Annotated in this window: 12 protein-coding genes; all 12 read left to right on the forward strand. The window is 55.1% G+C overall.

Translation table 11 applies throughout. From position 1 onward, the window contains the following. Positions 1-147: 147 nt before the first annotated feature. The 12 genes from rpoB to gmhB all read left to right on the forward strand — a co-directional run bounded on the left by rpoB (position 148) and on the right by gmhB (position 16,217). Positions 148-4,176, forward strand: a complete 4,029-nt coding sequence (gene rpoB / locus GWQ29_RS10855) for a DNA-directed RNA polymerase subunit beta (RefSeq protein ID WP_005318568.1) — start codon at positions 148-150, stop codon at positions 4,174-4,176. Positions 4,177-4,267: 91 nt separating this feature from the next. Continuing rightward, positions 4,268-8,572, forward strand: a complete 4,305-nt coding sequence (gene rpoC, locus GWQ29_RS10860; protein ID WP_005318570.1) for a DNA-directed RNA polymerase subunit beta' — start codon at positions 4,268-4,270, stop codon at positions 8,570-8,572. Positions 8,573-8,768: 196 nt separating this feature from the next. Beyond that, the gene (locus GWQ29_RS10865; RefSeq protein ID WP_005318572.1) at positions 8,769-9,485 is read left to right on the forward strand and encodes a transcriptional regulator; all 717 of its coding nucleotides are present in this window, start codon (positions 8,769-8,771) and stop codon (positions 9,483-9,485) included. Between the two features lie 25 nt (positions 9,486-9,510). Further along, positions 9,511-9,891, forward strand: coding sequence for a RidA family protein (locus GWQ29_RS10870; RefSeq protein ID WP_005318574.1), 381 nt, complete (start codon positions 9,511-9,513; stop codon positions 9,889-9,891). A gap of 86 nt (positions 9,892-9,977) precedes the next feature. Then, a complete protein-coding gene (gene tusD / locus GWQ29_RS10875; RefSeq protein ID WP_058396003.1) occupies positions 9,978-10,370 on the forward strand; it encodes a sulfurtransferase complex subunit TusD in 393 nt (130 codons plus the stop codon). A 9-nt stretch (positions 10,371-10,379) separates the two neighbouring features. Next, on the forward strand, positions 10,380-10,736 hold the full coding sequence (gene tusC, locus GWQ29_RS10880; protein WP_005318577.1) for a sulfurtransferase complex subunit TusC: 357 nt from the start codon (positions 10,380-10,382) through the stop codon (positions 10,734-10,736). A 7-nt stretch (positions 10,737-10,743) separates the two neighbouring features. Further along, positions 10,744-11,022, forward strand: coding sequence for a sulfurtransferase complex subunit TusB (tusB, locus tag GWQ29_RS10885; protein WP_017412466.1), 279 nt, complete (start codon positions 10,744-10,746; stop codon positions 11,020-11,022). 183 nt (positions 11,023-11,205) lie between these two features. After that, positions 11,206-11,580: a 30S ribosomal protein S12 gene (gene rpsL / locus GWQ29_RS10890; protein WP_005306278.1), complete on the forward strand. Its 375-nt coding sequence runs from the start codon at positions 11,206-11,208 to the stop codon at positions 11,578-11,580. A 93-nt stretch (positions 11,581-11,673) separates the two neighbouring features. Beyond that, the gene (gene rpsG, locus GWQ29_RS10895) at positions 11,674-12,144 is read left to right on the forward strand and encodes a 30S ribosomal protein S7 (protein WP_005318583.1); all 471 of its coding nucleotides are present in this window, start codon (positions 11,674-11,676) and stop codon (positions 12,142-12,144) included. A gap of 74 nt (positions 12,145-12,218) precedes the next feature. Next, the gene (gene fusA / locus GWQ29_RS10900; protein WP_275919407.1) at positions 12,219-14,324 is read left to right on the forward strand and encodes an elongation factor G; all 2,106 of its coding nucleotides are present in this window, start codon (positions 12,219-12,221) and stop codon (positions 14,322-14,324) included. 54 nt (positions 14,325-14,378) lie between these two features. Further along, positions 14,379-15,563, forward strand: coding sequence for an elongation factor Tu (gene tuf, locus GWQ29_RS10905; RefSeq protein WP_033135315.1), 1,185 nt, complete (start codon positions 14,379-14,381; stop codon positions 15,561-15,563). Positions 15,564-15,674: 111 nt separating this feature from the next. Continuing rightward, positions 15,675-16,217 (forward strand): D-glycero-beta-D-manno-heptose 1,7-bisphosphate 7-phosphatase, encoded by a 543-nt coding sequence (gmhB, locus tag GWQ29_RS10910; RefSeq protein WP_275919408.1) that lies wholly within the window; start codon positions 15,675-15,677, stop codon positions 16,215-16,217. Positions 16,218-16,636: the final 419 nt, after the last annotated feature.

Here is a 16,636-nt window from a genome sequence, read left to right on the forward strand (position 1 = left end):
TAGACTGAGAGCATTTCACACCGTTTACGACTCTCGGTGCACCAGCAATCCGGACCGTATCATCGTCCGGGCCAACACAAAACGGTGTTGAGACAGAGCTGTCCCGCGGGACAGAGTGGGTCACTTATCAGCGAGCTGAGGAACCCTATGGTTTACTCTTATACCGAAAAAAAACGCATTCGTAAGGACTTCGGTAAGCGAGACCAGGTACTGGACACGCCTTATCTGTTGTCCATTCAGCTGGACTCCTTCAAGCAGTTCATCGAGGCTGACCCGGAAGGTGAATATGGCCTAGAGGCCGCTTTCCGTAGCGTTTTCCCGATCACCAGTTACTCCGGTAGTGCTGAGCTTCAGTATGTCAGCTATCGCCTGGGTGAGCCGGTATTTGACGTAAAAGAATGCCAGATCCGTGGAGTGACCTACTCCGCGCCGCTGCGTGTCAAGCTTCGTATGGTTCTATACGATCGTGAAGCAGCTGCCGGCACCGTCAAAGACATCAAGGAACAAGAAGTATACATGGGCGAAATTCCGCTCATGACCGAGAACGGCACCTTTGTTATCAATGGTACCGAGCGGGTAATCGTCTCCCAGCTGCATCGTAGCCCGGGCGTCTTCTTCGACCACGATAAAGGCAAAACTCATTCATCCGGTAAGGTGCTGTATAACGCCCGCGTTATCCCCTACCGTGGTTCCTGGCTGGACTTCGAGTTCGATGCAAAAGACAACCTGTTTGTCCGTATCGACCGTCGTCGTAAATTGCCGGCTTCCATTATTCTGCGCGCCCTGGACTTCAGTTCCGAAGAAATCCTGGCCAACTTCTTCGAGACCATAGGTTTTGAAGTAAAAGATGGCAAGTTGATGATGGATCTGGTGCCGGAGCGCCTGCGTGGTGAAACTGCGACCTTTGACATCGTGGCCAATGGCGCCGTGGTGGTTGAGACCGGTCGTCGTGTGACTGCGCGTCACATCCGTCAGTTGGAGAAAGATGCCGTTACCCAGATTGAGGTACCGGTTGAGTATGTTGTTGGCAAAGTTGCTGCCAAGAACTACACGCATCCGCAAACTGGCGAAATGGTTGTGACTGCCAACCAGGCATTGAGCCTGGAAGCGGTTGCCAACCTGTCCCAAGCCGGCTTCAAGCACTTCGAGGTTCTGTTCACCAACGAACTGGATCACGGTGCCTACATGTCCGAGACCCTGCGTATCGACTCCAGCTCCAGCCGTTTGGAAGCCCTGGTCGAAATTTATCGCATGATGCGTCCGGGCGAGCCGCCCACCCGTGAAGCAGCAGAACAGCTGTTCGAGAACCTGTTCTTCTCTTCCGAGCGTTACGACCTGTCTACCGTAGGTCGGATGAAGTTCAACCGTCGTCTGTCCCGTGAAGATGAGACCGGCGCTGGCACTCTGACCAAAGACGACATCGTCGAAGTCATGAAGCGCCTGATCGACATCCGTAACGGCAATGACGAAGTGGACGATATCGACCACTTGGGTAACCGTCGTATCCGTTCTGTCGGTGAAATGGCTGAAAACCAGTTCCGTGTCGGTCTGGTGCGTGTCGAGCGTGCGGTCAAGGAGCGTCTCTCCCTGGGCGACCTGGACACTCTGATGCCGCAGGATCTGATCAACGCCAAGCCGATCTCCGCCGCAGTCAAAGAGTTCTTTGGTTCCAGCCAGCTGTCTCAGTTCATGGACCAAAACAACCCGCTGTCCGAAGTCACCCACAAGCGCCGTATCTCTGCGCTGGGCCCGGGCGGTTTGACCCGTGAGCGTGCCGGTTTTGAAGTTCGAGATGTGCACCCGACTCACTACGGTCGTCTGTGCCCTATCGAGACTCCTGAAGGTCCGAACATCGGTCTGATCAACTCTCTGTCCGTGTACTCTCGTACCAACGAGTATGGTTTCCTCGAGACACCGTACCGTAAAGTCATTGACGGTGTGATCACCGACGAAGTGGACTATCTGTCTGCTATTGAAGAAGGCAAGTACGTGATCGCACAGGCTAACGCCGCGACCACCGAAGATGGCCGTCTGAAAGATGAATTGATCCCGTGCCGCCACAAAGGTGAATCCACCTTTATGAACGCCGACCAGATCCAGTATATGGATGTGAGCCCGCAGCAGATCGTATCTGTGGCAGCCGCTCTGATCCCCTTCCTGGAACACGATGATGCTAACCGAGCCCTGATGGGTTCGAACATGCAACGTCAGGCCGTACCGACTCTGCGTGCTGACAAGCCGCTGGTAGGTACCGGTATGGAACGCGCCGTGGCCGTTGACTCCGGTGTAACCGTAGTGGCCAAGCGTGGCGGCATGATCGACTATGTCGATGCCTCCCGTATCGTTATCAAGGTCAACGAAGATGAGTTGCTGCCAGGCGAAGCCGGCATCGACATCTACAGCCTGACCAAGTACACCCGTTCCAACCAGAACACCTGTATCAACCAGCGTCCTTGCGTGATGTTGGGTGAGCCGGTCATGGCCGGTGACGTGGTTGCTGACGGCCCGTCTACCGATCTGGGCGAACTGGCGCTGGGCCAAAACCTGCGCGTCGCGTTCATGCCATGGAATGGTTACAACTTTGAAGACTCGATTCTGGTGAATGAGCGTGTTGTTCAGGAAGATCGCCTGACCACCATCCATATCCAGGAACTGGCCTGTATCTCCCGTGACACCAAGCTGGGTCCGGAAGAGATCACTGCCGACATCCCGAACGTGGGTGAAGCCGCACTGTCCAAGCTGGACGAGTCCGGTATCGTCTACGTGGGTGCCGAAGTGAAGGGCGGCGACATTCTGGTTGGCAAGGTAACACCGAAAGGTGAAACCCAGCTGACGCCGGAAGAGAAGCTGCTGCGCGCCATCTTCGGTGAGAAGGCCTCCGATGTGAAGGACTCCTCCCTGCGTGTGCCGAATGGCGTGTACGGTACCGTGGTTGACGTGCAAGTCTTTACCCGCGATGGCGTGGAAAAAGACAAGCGCGCCAAAGAAATCGAAGAGATGCAGCTGAAGGAAGCGAAGAAGGACTTGACCGAAGAGTTCAAGATCCTGGAAGACGGCATTTTCGGCCGCTCCCGCAACCTGCTGCTGGCCGCCGGTTACAGCGAAGATCGTCTGAACAAGCTGGATCGTACCAAGTGGTTTGAATTGGCCATCGAAGATGAAGCCAAGCAGATCGAGCTGGAACAGATCGCCGAACAGCACATCGAGCTGAAAGCCGACTTCGACAAGAAGTTCGAGAACAAGCGTCGCAAGATTATCCAGGGTGATGATCTGGCGCCGGGCGTACTGAAAATCGTCAAGGTTTACCTGGCAGTCAAGCGTCGCATCCAACCGGGTGACAAGATGGCGGGCCGTCACGGTAACAAGGGTGTTATCTCCAAGATCTGCCCGGTCGAGGATATGCCTCATGACGAATACGGCCGTCCGGTCGACATCGTACTGAACCCCTTGGGCGTACCGTCCCGTATGAACATCGGTCAGATCCTCGAAGTACACCTGGGCCTTGCTGCCAAGGGTATCGGCGAGAAGATCGACCGCATGATCAAGGAGCAGCGCGCGTTGCACGAGATGCGTGACTTCCTGCAACAGGTCTATGACCTGGGCGAGAAGGACACCAAGCAAGTGGACATCGCCGAGCTGTCTGACGACGACGTACGTACCCTGGTGGGTAACCTGCGCAAGGGTCTGCCGGTCGCTACACCTGTCTTTGATGGTGCCAAAGAGCACGAAATCAAAGCCTTGCTGAAGCTGGCCGATCTGCCGGAATCCGGTCAGATCTCCCTGTTCGACGGTCGTACCGGCAACGTCTTCGAGCGTAAGGTCACCGTGGGTTACATGTACATGCTGAAGCTGAACCACTTGGTCGATGACAAGATGCATGCGCGTTCTACCGGTTCTTACAGCCTGGTTACCCAGCAACCGCTGGGTGGTAAGGCGCAGTTCGGTGGTCAGCGTTTCGGTGAGATGGAAGTGTGGGCCCTGGAGGCTTACGGTGCGGCATATACCCTGCAGGAAATGCTGACCGTCAAGTCTGACGATGTGAATGGCCGTACCAAGATGTACAAAAACATCGTGGATGGCGACCACCGTATGGAGCCGGGCATGCCCGAATCCTTCAACGTACTGTTGAAGGAAATCCGCTCTCTGGGTATCAACATCGAGCTGGACGAAGAGTAAGAGCTCGCTCTTATTGTTCGAGAATTGACGTGGGCGCCCCGCTGCTTTGGCAGTAGGGGCGCCGAGGTTAGACTCCTGACAGGGGAAACACGTGAAAGACTTACTCAAGTTTTTGAAGGCTCAGACCAAGACCGAAGAGTTTGACAGTATTAAGATCGGTCTGGCCTCTCCTGACATGATCCGCTCCTGGTCATTCGGTGAGGTCAAAAAGCCTGAGACCATCAACTACCGGACTTTCAAGCCGGAACGTGATGGTCTGTTCTGTGCCCGTATCTTCGGACCGGTGAAGGACTACGAGTGTCTGTGCGGCAAGTACAAGCGCCTGAAACACCGTGGTGTGATCTGCGAGAAGTGTGGCGTAGAAGTGACCCAGACCAAGGTCCGTCGCGAGCGTATGGGCCATATCGAGCTGGCCAGCCCGACTGCCCACATCTGGTTCCTGAAGTCCCTGCCGTCCCGTATCGGTCTGCTGCTGGACATGACCCTGCGTGACATCGAGCGCGTGCTCTATTTCGAATCCTATGTAGTGATCGAACCCGGCATGACCAACCTCGAGCGCAGCCAGATGCTCTCCGAAGAGAACTATCTGGACGCACTGGAAGAGTGGGGCGACGAATTTGACGCCAAGATGGGTGCCGAAGCAATCCTGGCATTGCTGCGTGCCATCGATCTGGAAGGTGAAGTCAAGACCATGCGTGAGGAGCTGGATCAGACCAACTCCGAAACCAAGCGCAAGAAGACCACCAAGCGTCTGAAGCTGATGGAAGCCTTCCTGCAGTCCGGCAACAAGCCGGAGTGGATGATCATGACAGTGCTGCCTGTGTTGCCGCCGGACCTGCGTCCGCTGGTACCGCTGGACGGCGGCCGTTTCGCGACTTCCGATCTGAACGATCTGTATCGTCGCGTGATCAACCGTAACAACCGCTTGAAGCGTCTGCTGGACCTGGCTGCACCGGACATCATAGTGCGCAACGAAAAGCGCATGCTGCAAGAGTCCGTGGATGCCCTGCTGGACAACGGCCGTCGTGGTCGTGCCATCACAGGTTCCAACAAGCGTCCGCTGAAATCCTTGGCCGATATGATCAAGGGTAAGCAAGGTCGTTTCCGTCAAAACCTGCTGGGCAAGCGCGTCGACTACTCCGGTCGTTCCGTTATCACCGTAGGTCCGACCCTGCGTCTGCATCAGTGCGGTCTGCCGAAGAAGATGGCGCTGGAACTGTTCAAGCCGTTCATCTATGGCAAGCTGGAATCCCGCGGTCTGGCGACTACCATCAAGGCCGCCAAGAAGATGGTGGAGCGTGAAGAAGCTGTCGTTTGGGATATCCTGGACGAAGTGATCCGCGAACACCCGGTTCTGCTGAACCGTGCACCGACCCTGCACCGTCTGGGTATCCAGGCGTTTGAACCGACCCTGATCGAAGGCAAGGCTATCCAGCTGCACCCACTCGTTTGTGCCGCCTATAACGCGGACTTCGATGGTGACCAGATGGCGGTCCACGTACCGCTGACCCTGGAAGCCCAGCTGGAAGCGCGTGCGCTGATGATGTCTACCAACAACATCCTGTCGCCTGCCTCCGGTGAGCCGATCATTGTTCCTTCCCAGGACGTGGTCTTGGGTCTGTACTACATGACCCGTGCCCGTATCAACGCCAAGGGCGAAGGTATGGTGCTGGCCGGCCCGAAAGAGGCCGAGAAGGTATATCGCGCCGGTCTGGCTGATCTGCATGCTCGCGTCAAAGTACGTATCACCGAATATCTCCGTCAGGCAGATGATTCGCTGGTAGAGCGTACCGAGCTGAAGAACACCACTGTTGGTCGTGCGATCCTGAGCCTGATCCTGCCGAAAGGCATGGAATATGCCCTGATCGATGAGCCCAAGGTGCTGACTGCTGCAGAGCAGGCCGATCTGGATGCCAATCCGCAGAACTGGATCAAGAGTGTTTCCAACAAGGCGTTGGGTAAAAAGCTCATCTCCCGTCTGCTGAACACCTGCTACCGCAAGCAGGGTCTGAAGGACACCGTTATCTTCGCTGACCAGCTGATGTATACCGGTTTCCATTATGCGGCCCTGTCCGGTGCGTCCGTTGGTATCGATGACATGGTCATCCCGGATGCCAAGAAAGACATCATCGCCGCTGCCGAAGCCGAAGTTGCCGAGATCCAGGACCAGTTCCTGTCCGGTCTGGTGACCGCGGGCGAACGCTACAACAAGGTTATCGATATCTGGGCCAGCGCCAACGAGCGCGTCTCCAAGGCCATGATGGAGAACTTGTCCAAAGAGCGTGATGTCAACTCTCTGGGTGAAGAAGAAGAGCAAGCGTCGTTCAACAGCATCTTTATGATGGCCGACTCTGGTGCGCGGGGTTCCGCAGCCCAGATCCGTCAGCTGGCTGGTATGCGTGGCCTGATGGCCAAGCCGGATGGCTCCATCATCGAGACCCCTATCGTGGCTAACTTCCGCGAAGGTCTGAACGTACTGCAGTACTTTATCTCCACTCACGGTGCCCGTAAGGGTCTGGCGGATACCGCACTGAAGACGGCTAACTCCGGTTACCTGACTCGTCGTCTGGTTGACGTGGCACAAGACATGGTGATCACCGAGGACGATTGCGGCACTGTTGAAGGTCTGTGGATGACTCCGCTGATCGAAGGTGGTGACGTGGTCGAGCCGCTGCGTGAGCGCGTGCTGGGCCGTGTGGTTGCCGATGACGTGATCAAGCCGGGTACTGAAGACGAAATTCTGGTAGCGCGCAACACCCTGCTCGACGAGCAGCTGTGTGACCTGCTGGAACGCAACTCCGTTGACCGTGTGAAGGTACGTTCTGCCATCACCTGTGAGACTGACTTCGGTAACTGTGCTCACTGCTACGGCCGTGATCTGGCCCGTGGTCACCTGGTTAACAAGGGTGAGGCTGTCGGTGTTATCGCCGCCCAGTCCATCGGTGAACCGGGTACCCAGCTGACCATGCGTACTTTCCACATCGGTGGTGCCGCATCCCGAGCTGCTGCCGAGAGCAGCATCCAGGTCAAGAACACAGGTAGCATCAAGCTGCAGAACGCCAAGTTCGTTCACAACAGCGATGACAAACTGGTTATCACTTCCCGTTCTACCGAACTGACCATCATGGATGACATGGGCCGTACCAAGGAAAGCCACAAGCTGCCTTACGGTTCCGTGCTGGAAGTGAAAGATGGCCAGGCCGTGAGCGCCGGTGACACAGTTGCCAACTGGGATCCGCATACCCACCCGATCATCACTGAAGTGGCGGGTCGCCTCCAGTTCGAGCACATGATCGATGGCGTGACCATCACTCGTCAGACCGACGAGCTGACCGGTCTCTCCTCTATCGTCGTGCTGGATGTCAACGAACGTCCGAGCGCCGGTAAAGAGATGCGTCCGACCGTGAAGCTGGTCGACCAGAACGGCAAGGATGTCATGATCCCGGGTACCGACGTTGCCGCCCAGTACTTCCTGCCGGGCAAGGCGATCGTGAACCTGGAAGATGGTGCCAACGTGGGCGTGGGTGACGCGGTCGCGCGTATCCCGCAAGAGTCCAGTGGTACCAAGGACATCACCGGTGGTCTGCCGCGCGTTGCGGATCTGTTCGAAGCACGTCAACCGAAAGAACCGGCTATCCTGGCCGAGATCTCCGGTACCATCTCCTTCGGGAAAGAGACCAAGGGCAAACGCCGTCTGGTCATCACCCCGACTGATGGTGGCGACGTCTACGAGGAGATGATTCCGAAGTGGCGTAACCTGAACGTGTTCGAAGGTGAAAAAGTTGAGAAGGGTGAAGTGCTGGCAGACGGTCCTGAATCTGCTCACGACATCCTGCGTCTGCGCGGTATCAGCCCGGTCGCCAACTACATCGCCAACGAAGTGCAGGACGTTTACCGTCTGCAAGGCGTTAAGATCAACGACAAGCACATCGAAGTCATCGTTCGTCAGATGCTGCGTAAGTGCGAGATCCTGAGCGCTGGCGACACTGACCTTATCGAAGGCGAGCAGGTTGAAGTGGCTCGCGTGAAGATTGCCAACCGTAAGCTGGTTGCCGAGGGTAAGACTCCGGCCACCTTCCGTCATATCCTGATGGGTATTACCAAGGCATCCCTGAGCACAGAGTCCTTCATCTCCGCGGCTTCCTTCCAGGAAACCACTCGTGTTCTGACCGAAGCGGCCGTTGGCGGCAAGCGTGATGAACTGCGTGGCCTGAAAGAGAACGTGATCGTGGGTCGTCTGATCCCGGCTGGTACCGGCTTTGCCTACCACCATGCCCGGATCAACCAGCGTGCCGCCGCAGCCCGTGCTGTCGGTGTGCCGCAGGTGACTGCCGACGAAGCTCAGCAAAATCTGGCGGATCTGCTCAACGCATCCGGCAGTTTTGACGAAGAGTAATCTTCTGCTGCAGTGATCGAAAAGGGCTCCTTCAAGGGGCCCTTTTTATTGGCTGTTTTCTCGTCAAAGCCAGTCGCCACGCGGATATTCGGATGATCCAGAGCAAGGTTGGAGAGTAAAAAATCAAAAAAAGTTGACTTTGCCCCCCCGCAATTGAAAACTCGGGAAAGTTGAATGGTTATTACAGAGGTAGAACATGACTGTCGGTATCGAGGAAGTGATGCTTCCCGAAGAGCAACTGATCGGTCGCACTTTTACAGACGAAGACAGGGAATTGTTGCGCTCCTATGGAGGGCTTATCGAAGGCTTGGCCGAATTGTTCGGCAAGCACTGTGAAGTGGTTCTTCACTCCCTGGAAAATCTGCACGAGTCCGTGATCAAGATTGCCAACGGGTTCAATACGGGACGGAACGAGGGGGCCCCCATTACCGATCTCGCGCTGCGTATGCTCAAGGACATAGAGAATACCGGCCAGGATTACACCCAGAGTTATTTTGCCCGCAGCCGTACCGGTGCCCTGATGAAGTCGAGTACCATCGCTATCAGGAACAGTGACAAGCAGGTGATCGGTCTTATCTGCATCAACTTGCACATCAATGCGCCTTTTCACGAGTTTGTCGCCGAGTTTTTTCCGACGCCGCAACAAGTTGAGCGCCAGTCACCGGAGACGTTTGCCAACAGTGTGGAAGAGCTGGTCGCCCAGACGGTGGATAACACCATCGATGAGATCAACCGTGATCCGACCGTTGCCAACAATGCTAAAAACAGGTTTATCGTGACCCAGCTGTTCGAGAAGGGCATATTTGATATCAAGGACTCGATCAATCTGGTCGCCGACAAACTGAATATTTCCAAACATACCGTTTATCTGTACATCCGACAGCGCAAGCAGGGTGAAGACGAGAACGAGTAAGCGCCATAGAAGGGGATAGACAAGAATGGCTAAAGAAGTTATTGCAACCGACAAGGCGCCAGCCGCAATTGGTCCGTATGTTCAGGCTACCAAACTGGGCGAGCTGGTCTTCACCTCCGGGCAGATCCCGCTTGATCCTGCCACCATGGAGATCGTGGCTGGCGGCGTCGAAGCGCAGGCCGAGCAGGTGATGAAGAACCTGGTTGCAGTATTGAAGGCGGCGGGTGCCGACACCAGCAAGGTGCTGAAGACCACCTGTTTCCTCAGCGACATGAACAACTTCGTTGCCTTTAACCAGGTTTATGCACGCTACTTTGGTGACTCGGCGCCGGCCCGCTCCTGTGTGGAAGTGGCCCGTCTGCCCAAAGATGTACTGGTTGAAGTCGAAGCCATCGCTTACGTCTGATCCACGGCTGAATGAAGAGCCCCTCCCTAGAGGGGCTTTTTTGTCTTTGGCGTAGAATGGACAGAGACCTGCACAGGAGTCCGGATATGAGTCTGAGTTTCGCCCTGTTGGTGACGGGGCCTGCCTATGGCACCCAGTCGGCCAGCACCGCCTACCGTTTTGCCTTGAGTCTCGTCGAACAAGGGCACCGGCTATCACACCTGTTCTTCTATCAAGATGGGGTCTGCAATGGCAACGAACTGCACGCTCCCGCCTCCGATGAGAGCAACCTGGTGGCGCTGTGGCGTGAGTTGGCCATAGGGCAGGGGATACGTATCGATGTGTGCGTTGCCGCCGCCATGCGGCGTGGTGTGCTCGATGAGACTGAGGCGAAGGGGGCAGGCAAGGTGCAGTTCAACCTGCAAGCACCATTTTGCCTGAGTGGGCTGGGTCAGCTGGCCGAAGCCAGCCTGACCGCCGATCGCTTTGTCCAGTTCTAGGAGGGTGAGATGAACAAGATAGCTTTCATCTGTCGGCGTGGTCCCCATGGTACCGCGGCCGGACGGGAAGGACTGGATGCCTTGCTGGCGACCTCGGCGCTGACCGAGTCGCTCGCCATGTTCCTCATCGGTGACGGTGTCTTGCAACTGGTCAGGGAGCAGCAGCCTCAAGCCATCTTGCAGCGCCACTATGCACCGACCTTCAAGCTGCTGGAGCTGTATGACATCGAGGAAGTCTATGTGTGTGCCGACTCGCTTGCCGAACGAGGTCTGACGATGGATGACCTGCTGATCCCTGCTGAGAGCCTCTCCCGTGCCGATATCTGCCGTCAGTGGGGCCAATGCGCTACCCATATCTGTTTTTGAGGTGACCATGATACAGCTGATACTGACGTCCCCCTTCCTGAGCCAGGATCTGGAACAGGCGCTCTGCTATCGCCAGCCGGATGACCTCTTGGTGCTGATGCAGGATGCCGTTATCGCGGCTACGGCCCCTCAATGGTGCGAGCGATTGGCAGATATTCCGCTCTATGTGATGCGAGAAGACTTGCAGGCGAGGGGATTGCAGCAGAGGATCGGGATGGATCTGGATATGGCCGGTCTGGTCGCGTTGATCGCCGAAAAAGGGTCACCACAGACCTGGGGCGGCTAGCATCCATTTTTATCGATGAAGTTCAGTCAGTTATGACTCTTTACAAGGGATCCATTGTGCCCTTTTGCGGCACGGATTGTATAAATCTTGACTCCCTTGACAACAGGGCATAAAATTTCGCGTCCCCGTATCTGCGGGGAGGATTTTTCACATGTTTATGAAGTCATTATCAGGAGCCTTTTGATGGCAACTATTAACCAGTTGGTTCGCAAGCCACGCATCAAGCTCGTTGTTAAAAGCAACGTGCCTGCGCTGGAAGCGTGCCCTCAGAAGCGTGGCGTGTGCACTCGTGTATATACCACCACCCCGAAGAAGCCTAACTCTGCACTGCGTAAAGTATGCCGTGTACGTCTGACCAACGGCTTCGAAGTCACCTCCTACATCGGTGGTGAAGGTCACAACTTGCAAGAGCACTCCGTTGTGCTGATCCGTGGCGGTCGTGTAAAAGACTTGCCAGGTGTTCGTTACCACACCGTTCGTGGTGCGTTGGACTGTGCCGGTGTTAAAGACCGTAAGCAGGCTCGCTCCAAGTATGGCGTGAAGCGTCCGAAAGCTTAATGGTTCTCCGTTAAGTAAGGCCAAACGTTAATTCGTTTCTAGTTAGATAACTTTCTAGTTTTGGGTAACCCCTGAAGTTACGGAGAATTTGAAATGCCAAGACGTCGTGTTGTTGGTCAGCGTAAAATCCTGCCGGATCCCAAGTTCGGATCAGAGCTGCTGGCTAAATTTGTCAACGTAGTAATGGTTGACGGTAAGAAATCTGTTTCCGAAGCCATCGTATATGGCGCGCTGGACATCATTGCCACCAAATCTGGCAAAGATCACCTGGCCGTATTCGAAGAAGCCCTGGACAACATTCGTCCGGCCGTCGAGGTTAAATCTCGTCGTGTCGGTGGTGCAACCTATCAGGTGCCGGTAGAAGTTCGTCCGGTCCGTCGCAATGCCTTGGCAATGCGCTGGTTGGTTGACGCCGCTCGTAAACGTGGTGAAAAATCAATGGCTCAGCGTTTGGCTGGCGAGCTGCTGGATGCCGCTGACAATAAGGGTTCGTCTGTCAAGAAACGTGAAGACGTTCACCGTATGGCTGAAGCGAACAAGGCCTTCGCTCACTTCCGCTGGTAATCCGCTTGCGCAGGGTCTTTTGGCTCTGCGCACCTTCAGTTATCTAGGGGTCCGCTCCTAGTAAGAGGATGACAATGGCTCGTACAACCCCCATTGAGCGTTATCGTAATATCGGTATCTCCGCTCACATCGACGCCGGTAAGACTACTACTACCGAGCGCGTTCTGTTTTACACCGGTGTAAGTCACAAGATCGGTGAAGTTCACGATGGCGCAGCCACCATGGACTGGATGGAACAGGAACAAGAGCGTGGTATCACCATCACCTCCGCCGCGACCACCGCTTTCTGGTCCGGTATGGGTAAACAGTTCCAACCGCACCGTATCAACATCATCGATACCCCCGGCCACGTTGACTTTACTATCGAAGTAGAGCGTTCAATGCGTGTTCTGGATGGCGCCGTGATGGTGTACTGTGCCGTAGGTGGCGTACAGCCACAGTCTGAGACCGTATGGCGTCAGGCTAACAAATACAAAGTTCCCCGTATTGCGTTCGTCAACAAGATGGACCGTACCGGTGCGAACTATCTGCGCTGCGTTGAGCACATCAAGACCCGTCTGAAAGGTACCCCGGTTCCTCTGCAACTGAACATCGGTTCAGAAGAGAACTTCAAGGGCGTTATCGACCTGGTCAAGATGAAAGCCATCAACTGGAGCGAAGCTGACCAGGGCGTATCCTTCGATTACGAAGAGATCCCGGCCGAGCTGCTGGAACAGGCGCAAGAAATGCGCATGTCTCTGGTTGAAGCCGCTGCTGAAGCGTCTGAAGACCTGATGGAAAAATACCTGGGTGGTGAAGAACTGACCGAGGAAGAGATCAAAAAAGCTCTTCGTCTGCGCGTTCTGAACAACGAAATCATCCTGGTTACCTGTGGCTCCGCGTTCAAGAACAAGGGCGTACAGGCCATGCTGGACGCCGTGGTTGACTATCTGCCGGCTCCGACCGACGTAGCTGCCATCGACGGCCTGAAGCTGGACGGCGTTACCAAAGACGAGCGTCATGCATCTGATGACGAGCCGTTCGCTGCTCTGGCGTTCAAGATTGCCACCGACCCGTTCGTAGGCAACCTGACCTTCTTCCGCGTTTACTCCGGTGTGGTTAACTCCGGTGACTCAGTGCTGAACTCTGTCAAAGAGAAGCGCGAGCGTTTCGGCCGTATCGTTCAGATGCATGCCAACAAGCGTGAAGAGATCAAAGAAGTTCGCGCAGGCGATATCGCTGCCGCCATCGGTCTGAAAGACGTGACCACTGGTGACACCCTGTGTGACGAAAAATCGCCGATCATCCTCGAGCGTATGGAATTCCCGGAGCCGGTAATCTCCATCGCGGTTGAGCCGAAAACCAAGGCTGACCAAGAGAAGATGGGTCTGGCACTCGGCCGTCTGGCGCAGGAAGATCCGTCTTTCCGCGTATGGACTGACGAAGAATCTGGCCAAACCATCATCGCCGGTATGGGTGAGCTGCACCTGGACATCATCGTTGACCGTATGCGTCGCGAGTTCAAGGTTGAAGCGAACGTAGGTAAGCCTCAGGTTGCCTACCGTGAAACCATCCGCGAAACCGTCAAGGATGTCGAAGGCAAGCACGCCAAGCAGTCTGGTGGTCGTGGTCAGTACGGTCACGTCGTTATCGACATGTACCCGCTGGAAGCCGGCAAAGCCTACGAGTTCGTTAACGACATCAAAGGCGGCGTGATTCCTGGTGAATACATCCCTGGTGTTGACAAGGGTATCCGTGAGCAGCTGAAATCCGGCCCGCTGGCAGGCTATCCGGTAATGGATCTGGGCGTGCGTCTGCACTTCGGTTCTTACCATGATGTCGACTCCTCCGAACTGGCGTTCAAAATCGCTGCTTCCATGGCCTTCAAGTCTGGTTACATGAAAGCCAATCCGGTACTGCTCGAACCGATCATGCAGGTCGAAGTCGAGACTCCGGAAGATTACATGGGCGACGTTATCGGTGACCTGAACCGTCGTCGTGGCCTGATCGAAGGTATGGAAGACGGCCCGTCCGGCAAGATCGTACGTGCCCTGGTTCCGCTGGCCGAAATGTTCGGTTATGCGACCGCACTGCGTTCCGCTACCCAAGGTCGTGCTTCCTACGCAATGGAATTCGCTAAGTACTCCGACGCCCCGAACAACGTGGCTCAGGCAGTTATCGAAGAGCGCAAATCCAAGTAATTTATGATTCCCCGCCTACGACGGTAGGCGGGTTTAACCTAGAAGGACTACGTCGTGTCTAAAGAAAAATTTGAGCGTAACAAACCGCACGTTAACGTCGGCACCATCGGCCACGTTGACCACGGTAAAACCACTCTGACTGCCGCCATCACCAACGTGCTGGCCAAGCACTTCGGTGGTAAAGCTTTCGCCTTCGACCAGATCGACAAGGCACCGGAAGAGCGTGAGCGTGGTATCACCATCAACACCTCCCACGTAGAATACGACACCGCTACCCGCCACTACGCGCACGTAGATTGCCCGGGTCACGCCGACTACGTTAAAAACATGATCACCGGTGCTGCCCAGATGGACGGCGCGATCTTGGTAGTAGCCGCGACCGACGGCCCGATGCCGCAAACTCGTGAGCACATCCTGCTGGGTCGCCAGGTTGGTATCCCGTACATGATCGTGTTCATGAACAAGTGCGACATGGTAGATGACGAAGAGCTGCTCGAACTGGTCGAGATGGAAGTTCGTGAACTGCTGACCGAGTATGACTTCCCGGGTGATGACCTGCCGGTAGTTCGTGGTTCCGCGCTGAAAGCGCTGGAAGGCGACGCTGCATGGGAAGAGAAGATCATCGAGCTGGCTGGCCACCTGGATACCTATATCCCGGAGCCGGAGCGCGCAATTGACCTGCCGTTCCTGATGCCTATCGAAGACGTATTCTCCATCGCTGGCCGTGGTACCGTAGTTACCGGTCGTGTAGAGCGCGGTATCGTCAAAGTCGGTGAGACCGTAGAAATCGTGGGTATCAAAGATACCGTTTCTACCACCTGTACCGGTGTTGAAATGTTCCGCAAGCTGCTGGACGAAGGTCGTGCAGGCGAGAACATCGGCGCGCTGCTGCGTGGCGTCAAGCGTGAAGACGTAGAGCGTGGTCAGGTACTGGCCAAGCCGGGCTCCATCAAGCCGCACACCAAGTTTGAATCTGAAGTGTACGTACTGTCCAAAGAAGAAGGTGGTCGTCATACCCCGTTCTTCAAAGGCTACCGTCCGCAGTTCTACTTCCGTACAACCGACGTGACCGGTACCATCGAACTGCCGGAAGGCGTAGAGATGGTAATGCCAGGCGACAACATCAAAATGGTTGTTACCCTGATTGCACCGATCGCAATGGACGACGGCCTGCGTTTCGCTATCCGTGAAGGTGGCCGTACCGTAGGTGCCGGTGTTGTAGCTAGCGTAATCGCTTAATCGATTCGTTATTACAAACATCAAAAGGGGTGGCTTCGGCCGCCCCTTTTTCTTTTTGGGTCTTATGCCTTATGAGATACTTTGCAAAATCATTTATTGAGGTAGTCCCCAGTGAGCAAGCCCGCCATTTTTCTGGACCGTGACGGTGTCATCAACGAAGACACAGGTTATGTCAGCCAAGTCGATGACTTCCATTTCCTGCCCGGTGTGATCGAAGCCCTGCAACTGTTAAAGAAGAAAGGCTATCTGTTGATCGTCGTTACCAATCAGTCTGGTATTGCCCGCGGCTACTTCAGTGAAGATGACTTCATGAATCTGACCGAATGGATGGATTGGTCACTGGCCGATCGGGATGTGGATCTCGATGGAATCTATTTCTGTCCACATCACCCGGATCTCGGCACCCCTTGTGATTGCCGCAAACCTGAACCTGGCATGTTGCTGTTGGCACAACAGGAGCTGGACGTCGACATGAGTCGTTCTTATATGGTTGGCGACAAACCTTCCGACCTGAAAGCGGCGGCCAGTGCCAAGGTTGGTCATAAAGTCATGGTGCGTACTGGCAAACCTGTGACTGACGCCGGCATCGCCTTGGCGGATGCCATCTACGACAACCTGCACGATTTCGCCGTTTCAGTGCCTGTCGCGGGCTGATTTCGTTCGCTTAACATGCGTATTGGTGGCTTTATGAGCGAACGGTTGATGAAAGCCATCTTTTTGCAATTATCTGCTTGCCAGAAAGATTCAACTCCCTATAATGCGCCTCCATCGACAGGGCAAGCGGCAACGCAGAAAGCCAAGTCGATAACCTCAAAAAGCCTTTGAAAATAAGGCTTGACTCGAGAAGGCGGTTGAGTAGAATTCCACTCCCGCAGCAACACACTGTTGCGTCGCTCTTTAACAATTTGAATCAAGCAATCTGTGTGGGCACTCACAGCATCGAACATCAAACAATTTTGTTGATTTTCAATGTCTGGTGAAGTGACCAAGACGATTTCTTAGCAATAAGAAGTCGAACAGTTTATTTCAGCAATTCATTGAGCCGCTGAAGTTCATTGCCTAGGTAATGAATG

Origin of the sequence: Aeromonas sp. 2HA2, assembly GCF_029237345.1 — a bacterium.
GTDB classification, from domain to species: Bacteria; Pseudomonadota; Gammaproteobacteria; order Enterobacterales; family Aeromonadaceae; genus Aeromonas; species Aeromonas salmonicida.

Excerpts from the sequence above, each read along its gene's own strand:
- rpoB (WP_005318568.1), top strand. The coding sequence starts at position 148 with ATGGTTTACTCTTATACCGAAAAAAAACGCATTCGTAAGGACTTCGGT.
- GWQ29_RS10865 (WP_005318572.1), top strand. The coding sequence starts at position 8,769 with ATGACTGTCGGTATCGAGGAAGTGATGCTTCCCGAAGAGCAACTGATC.
- GWQ29_RS10870 (WP_005318574.1), top strand. The coding sequence starts at position 9,511 with ATGGCTAAAGAAGTTATTGCAACCGACAAGGCGCCAGCCGCAATTGGT.
- tusD (WP_058396003.1), top strand. The coding sequence starts at position 9,978 with ATGAGTCTGAGTTTCGCCCTGTTGGTGACGGGGCCTGCCTATGGCACC.
- tusC (WP_005318577.1), top strand. The coding sequence starts at position 10,380 with ATGAACAAGATAGCTTTCATCTGTCGGCGTGGTCCCCATGGTACCGCG.
- tusB (WP_017412466.1), top strand. The coding sequence starts at position 10,744 with ATGATACAGCTGATACTGACGTCCCCCTTCCTGAGCCAGGATCTGGAA.
- rpsL (WP_005306278.1), top strand. The coding sequence starts at position 11,206 with ATGGCAACTATTAACCAGTTGGTTCGCAAGCCACGCATCAAGCTCGTT.
- rpsG (WP_005318583.1), top strand. The coding sequence starts at position 11,674 with ATGCCAAGACGTCGTGTTGTTGGTCAGCGTAAAATCCTGCCGGATCCC.
- fusA (WP_275919407.1), top strand. The coding sequence starts at position 12,219 with ATGGCTCGTACAACCCCCATTGAGCGTTATCGTAATATCGGTATCTCC.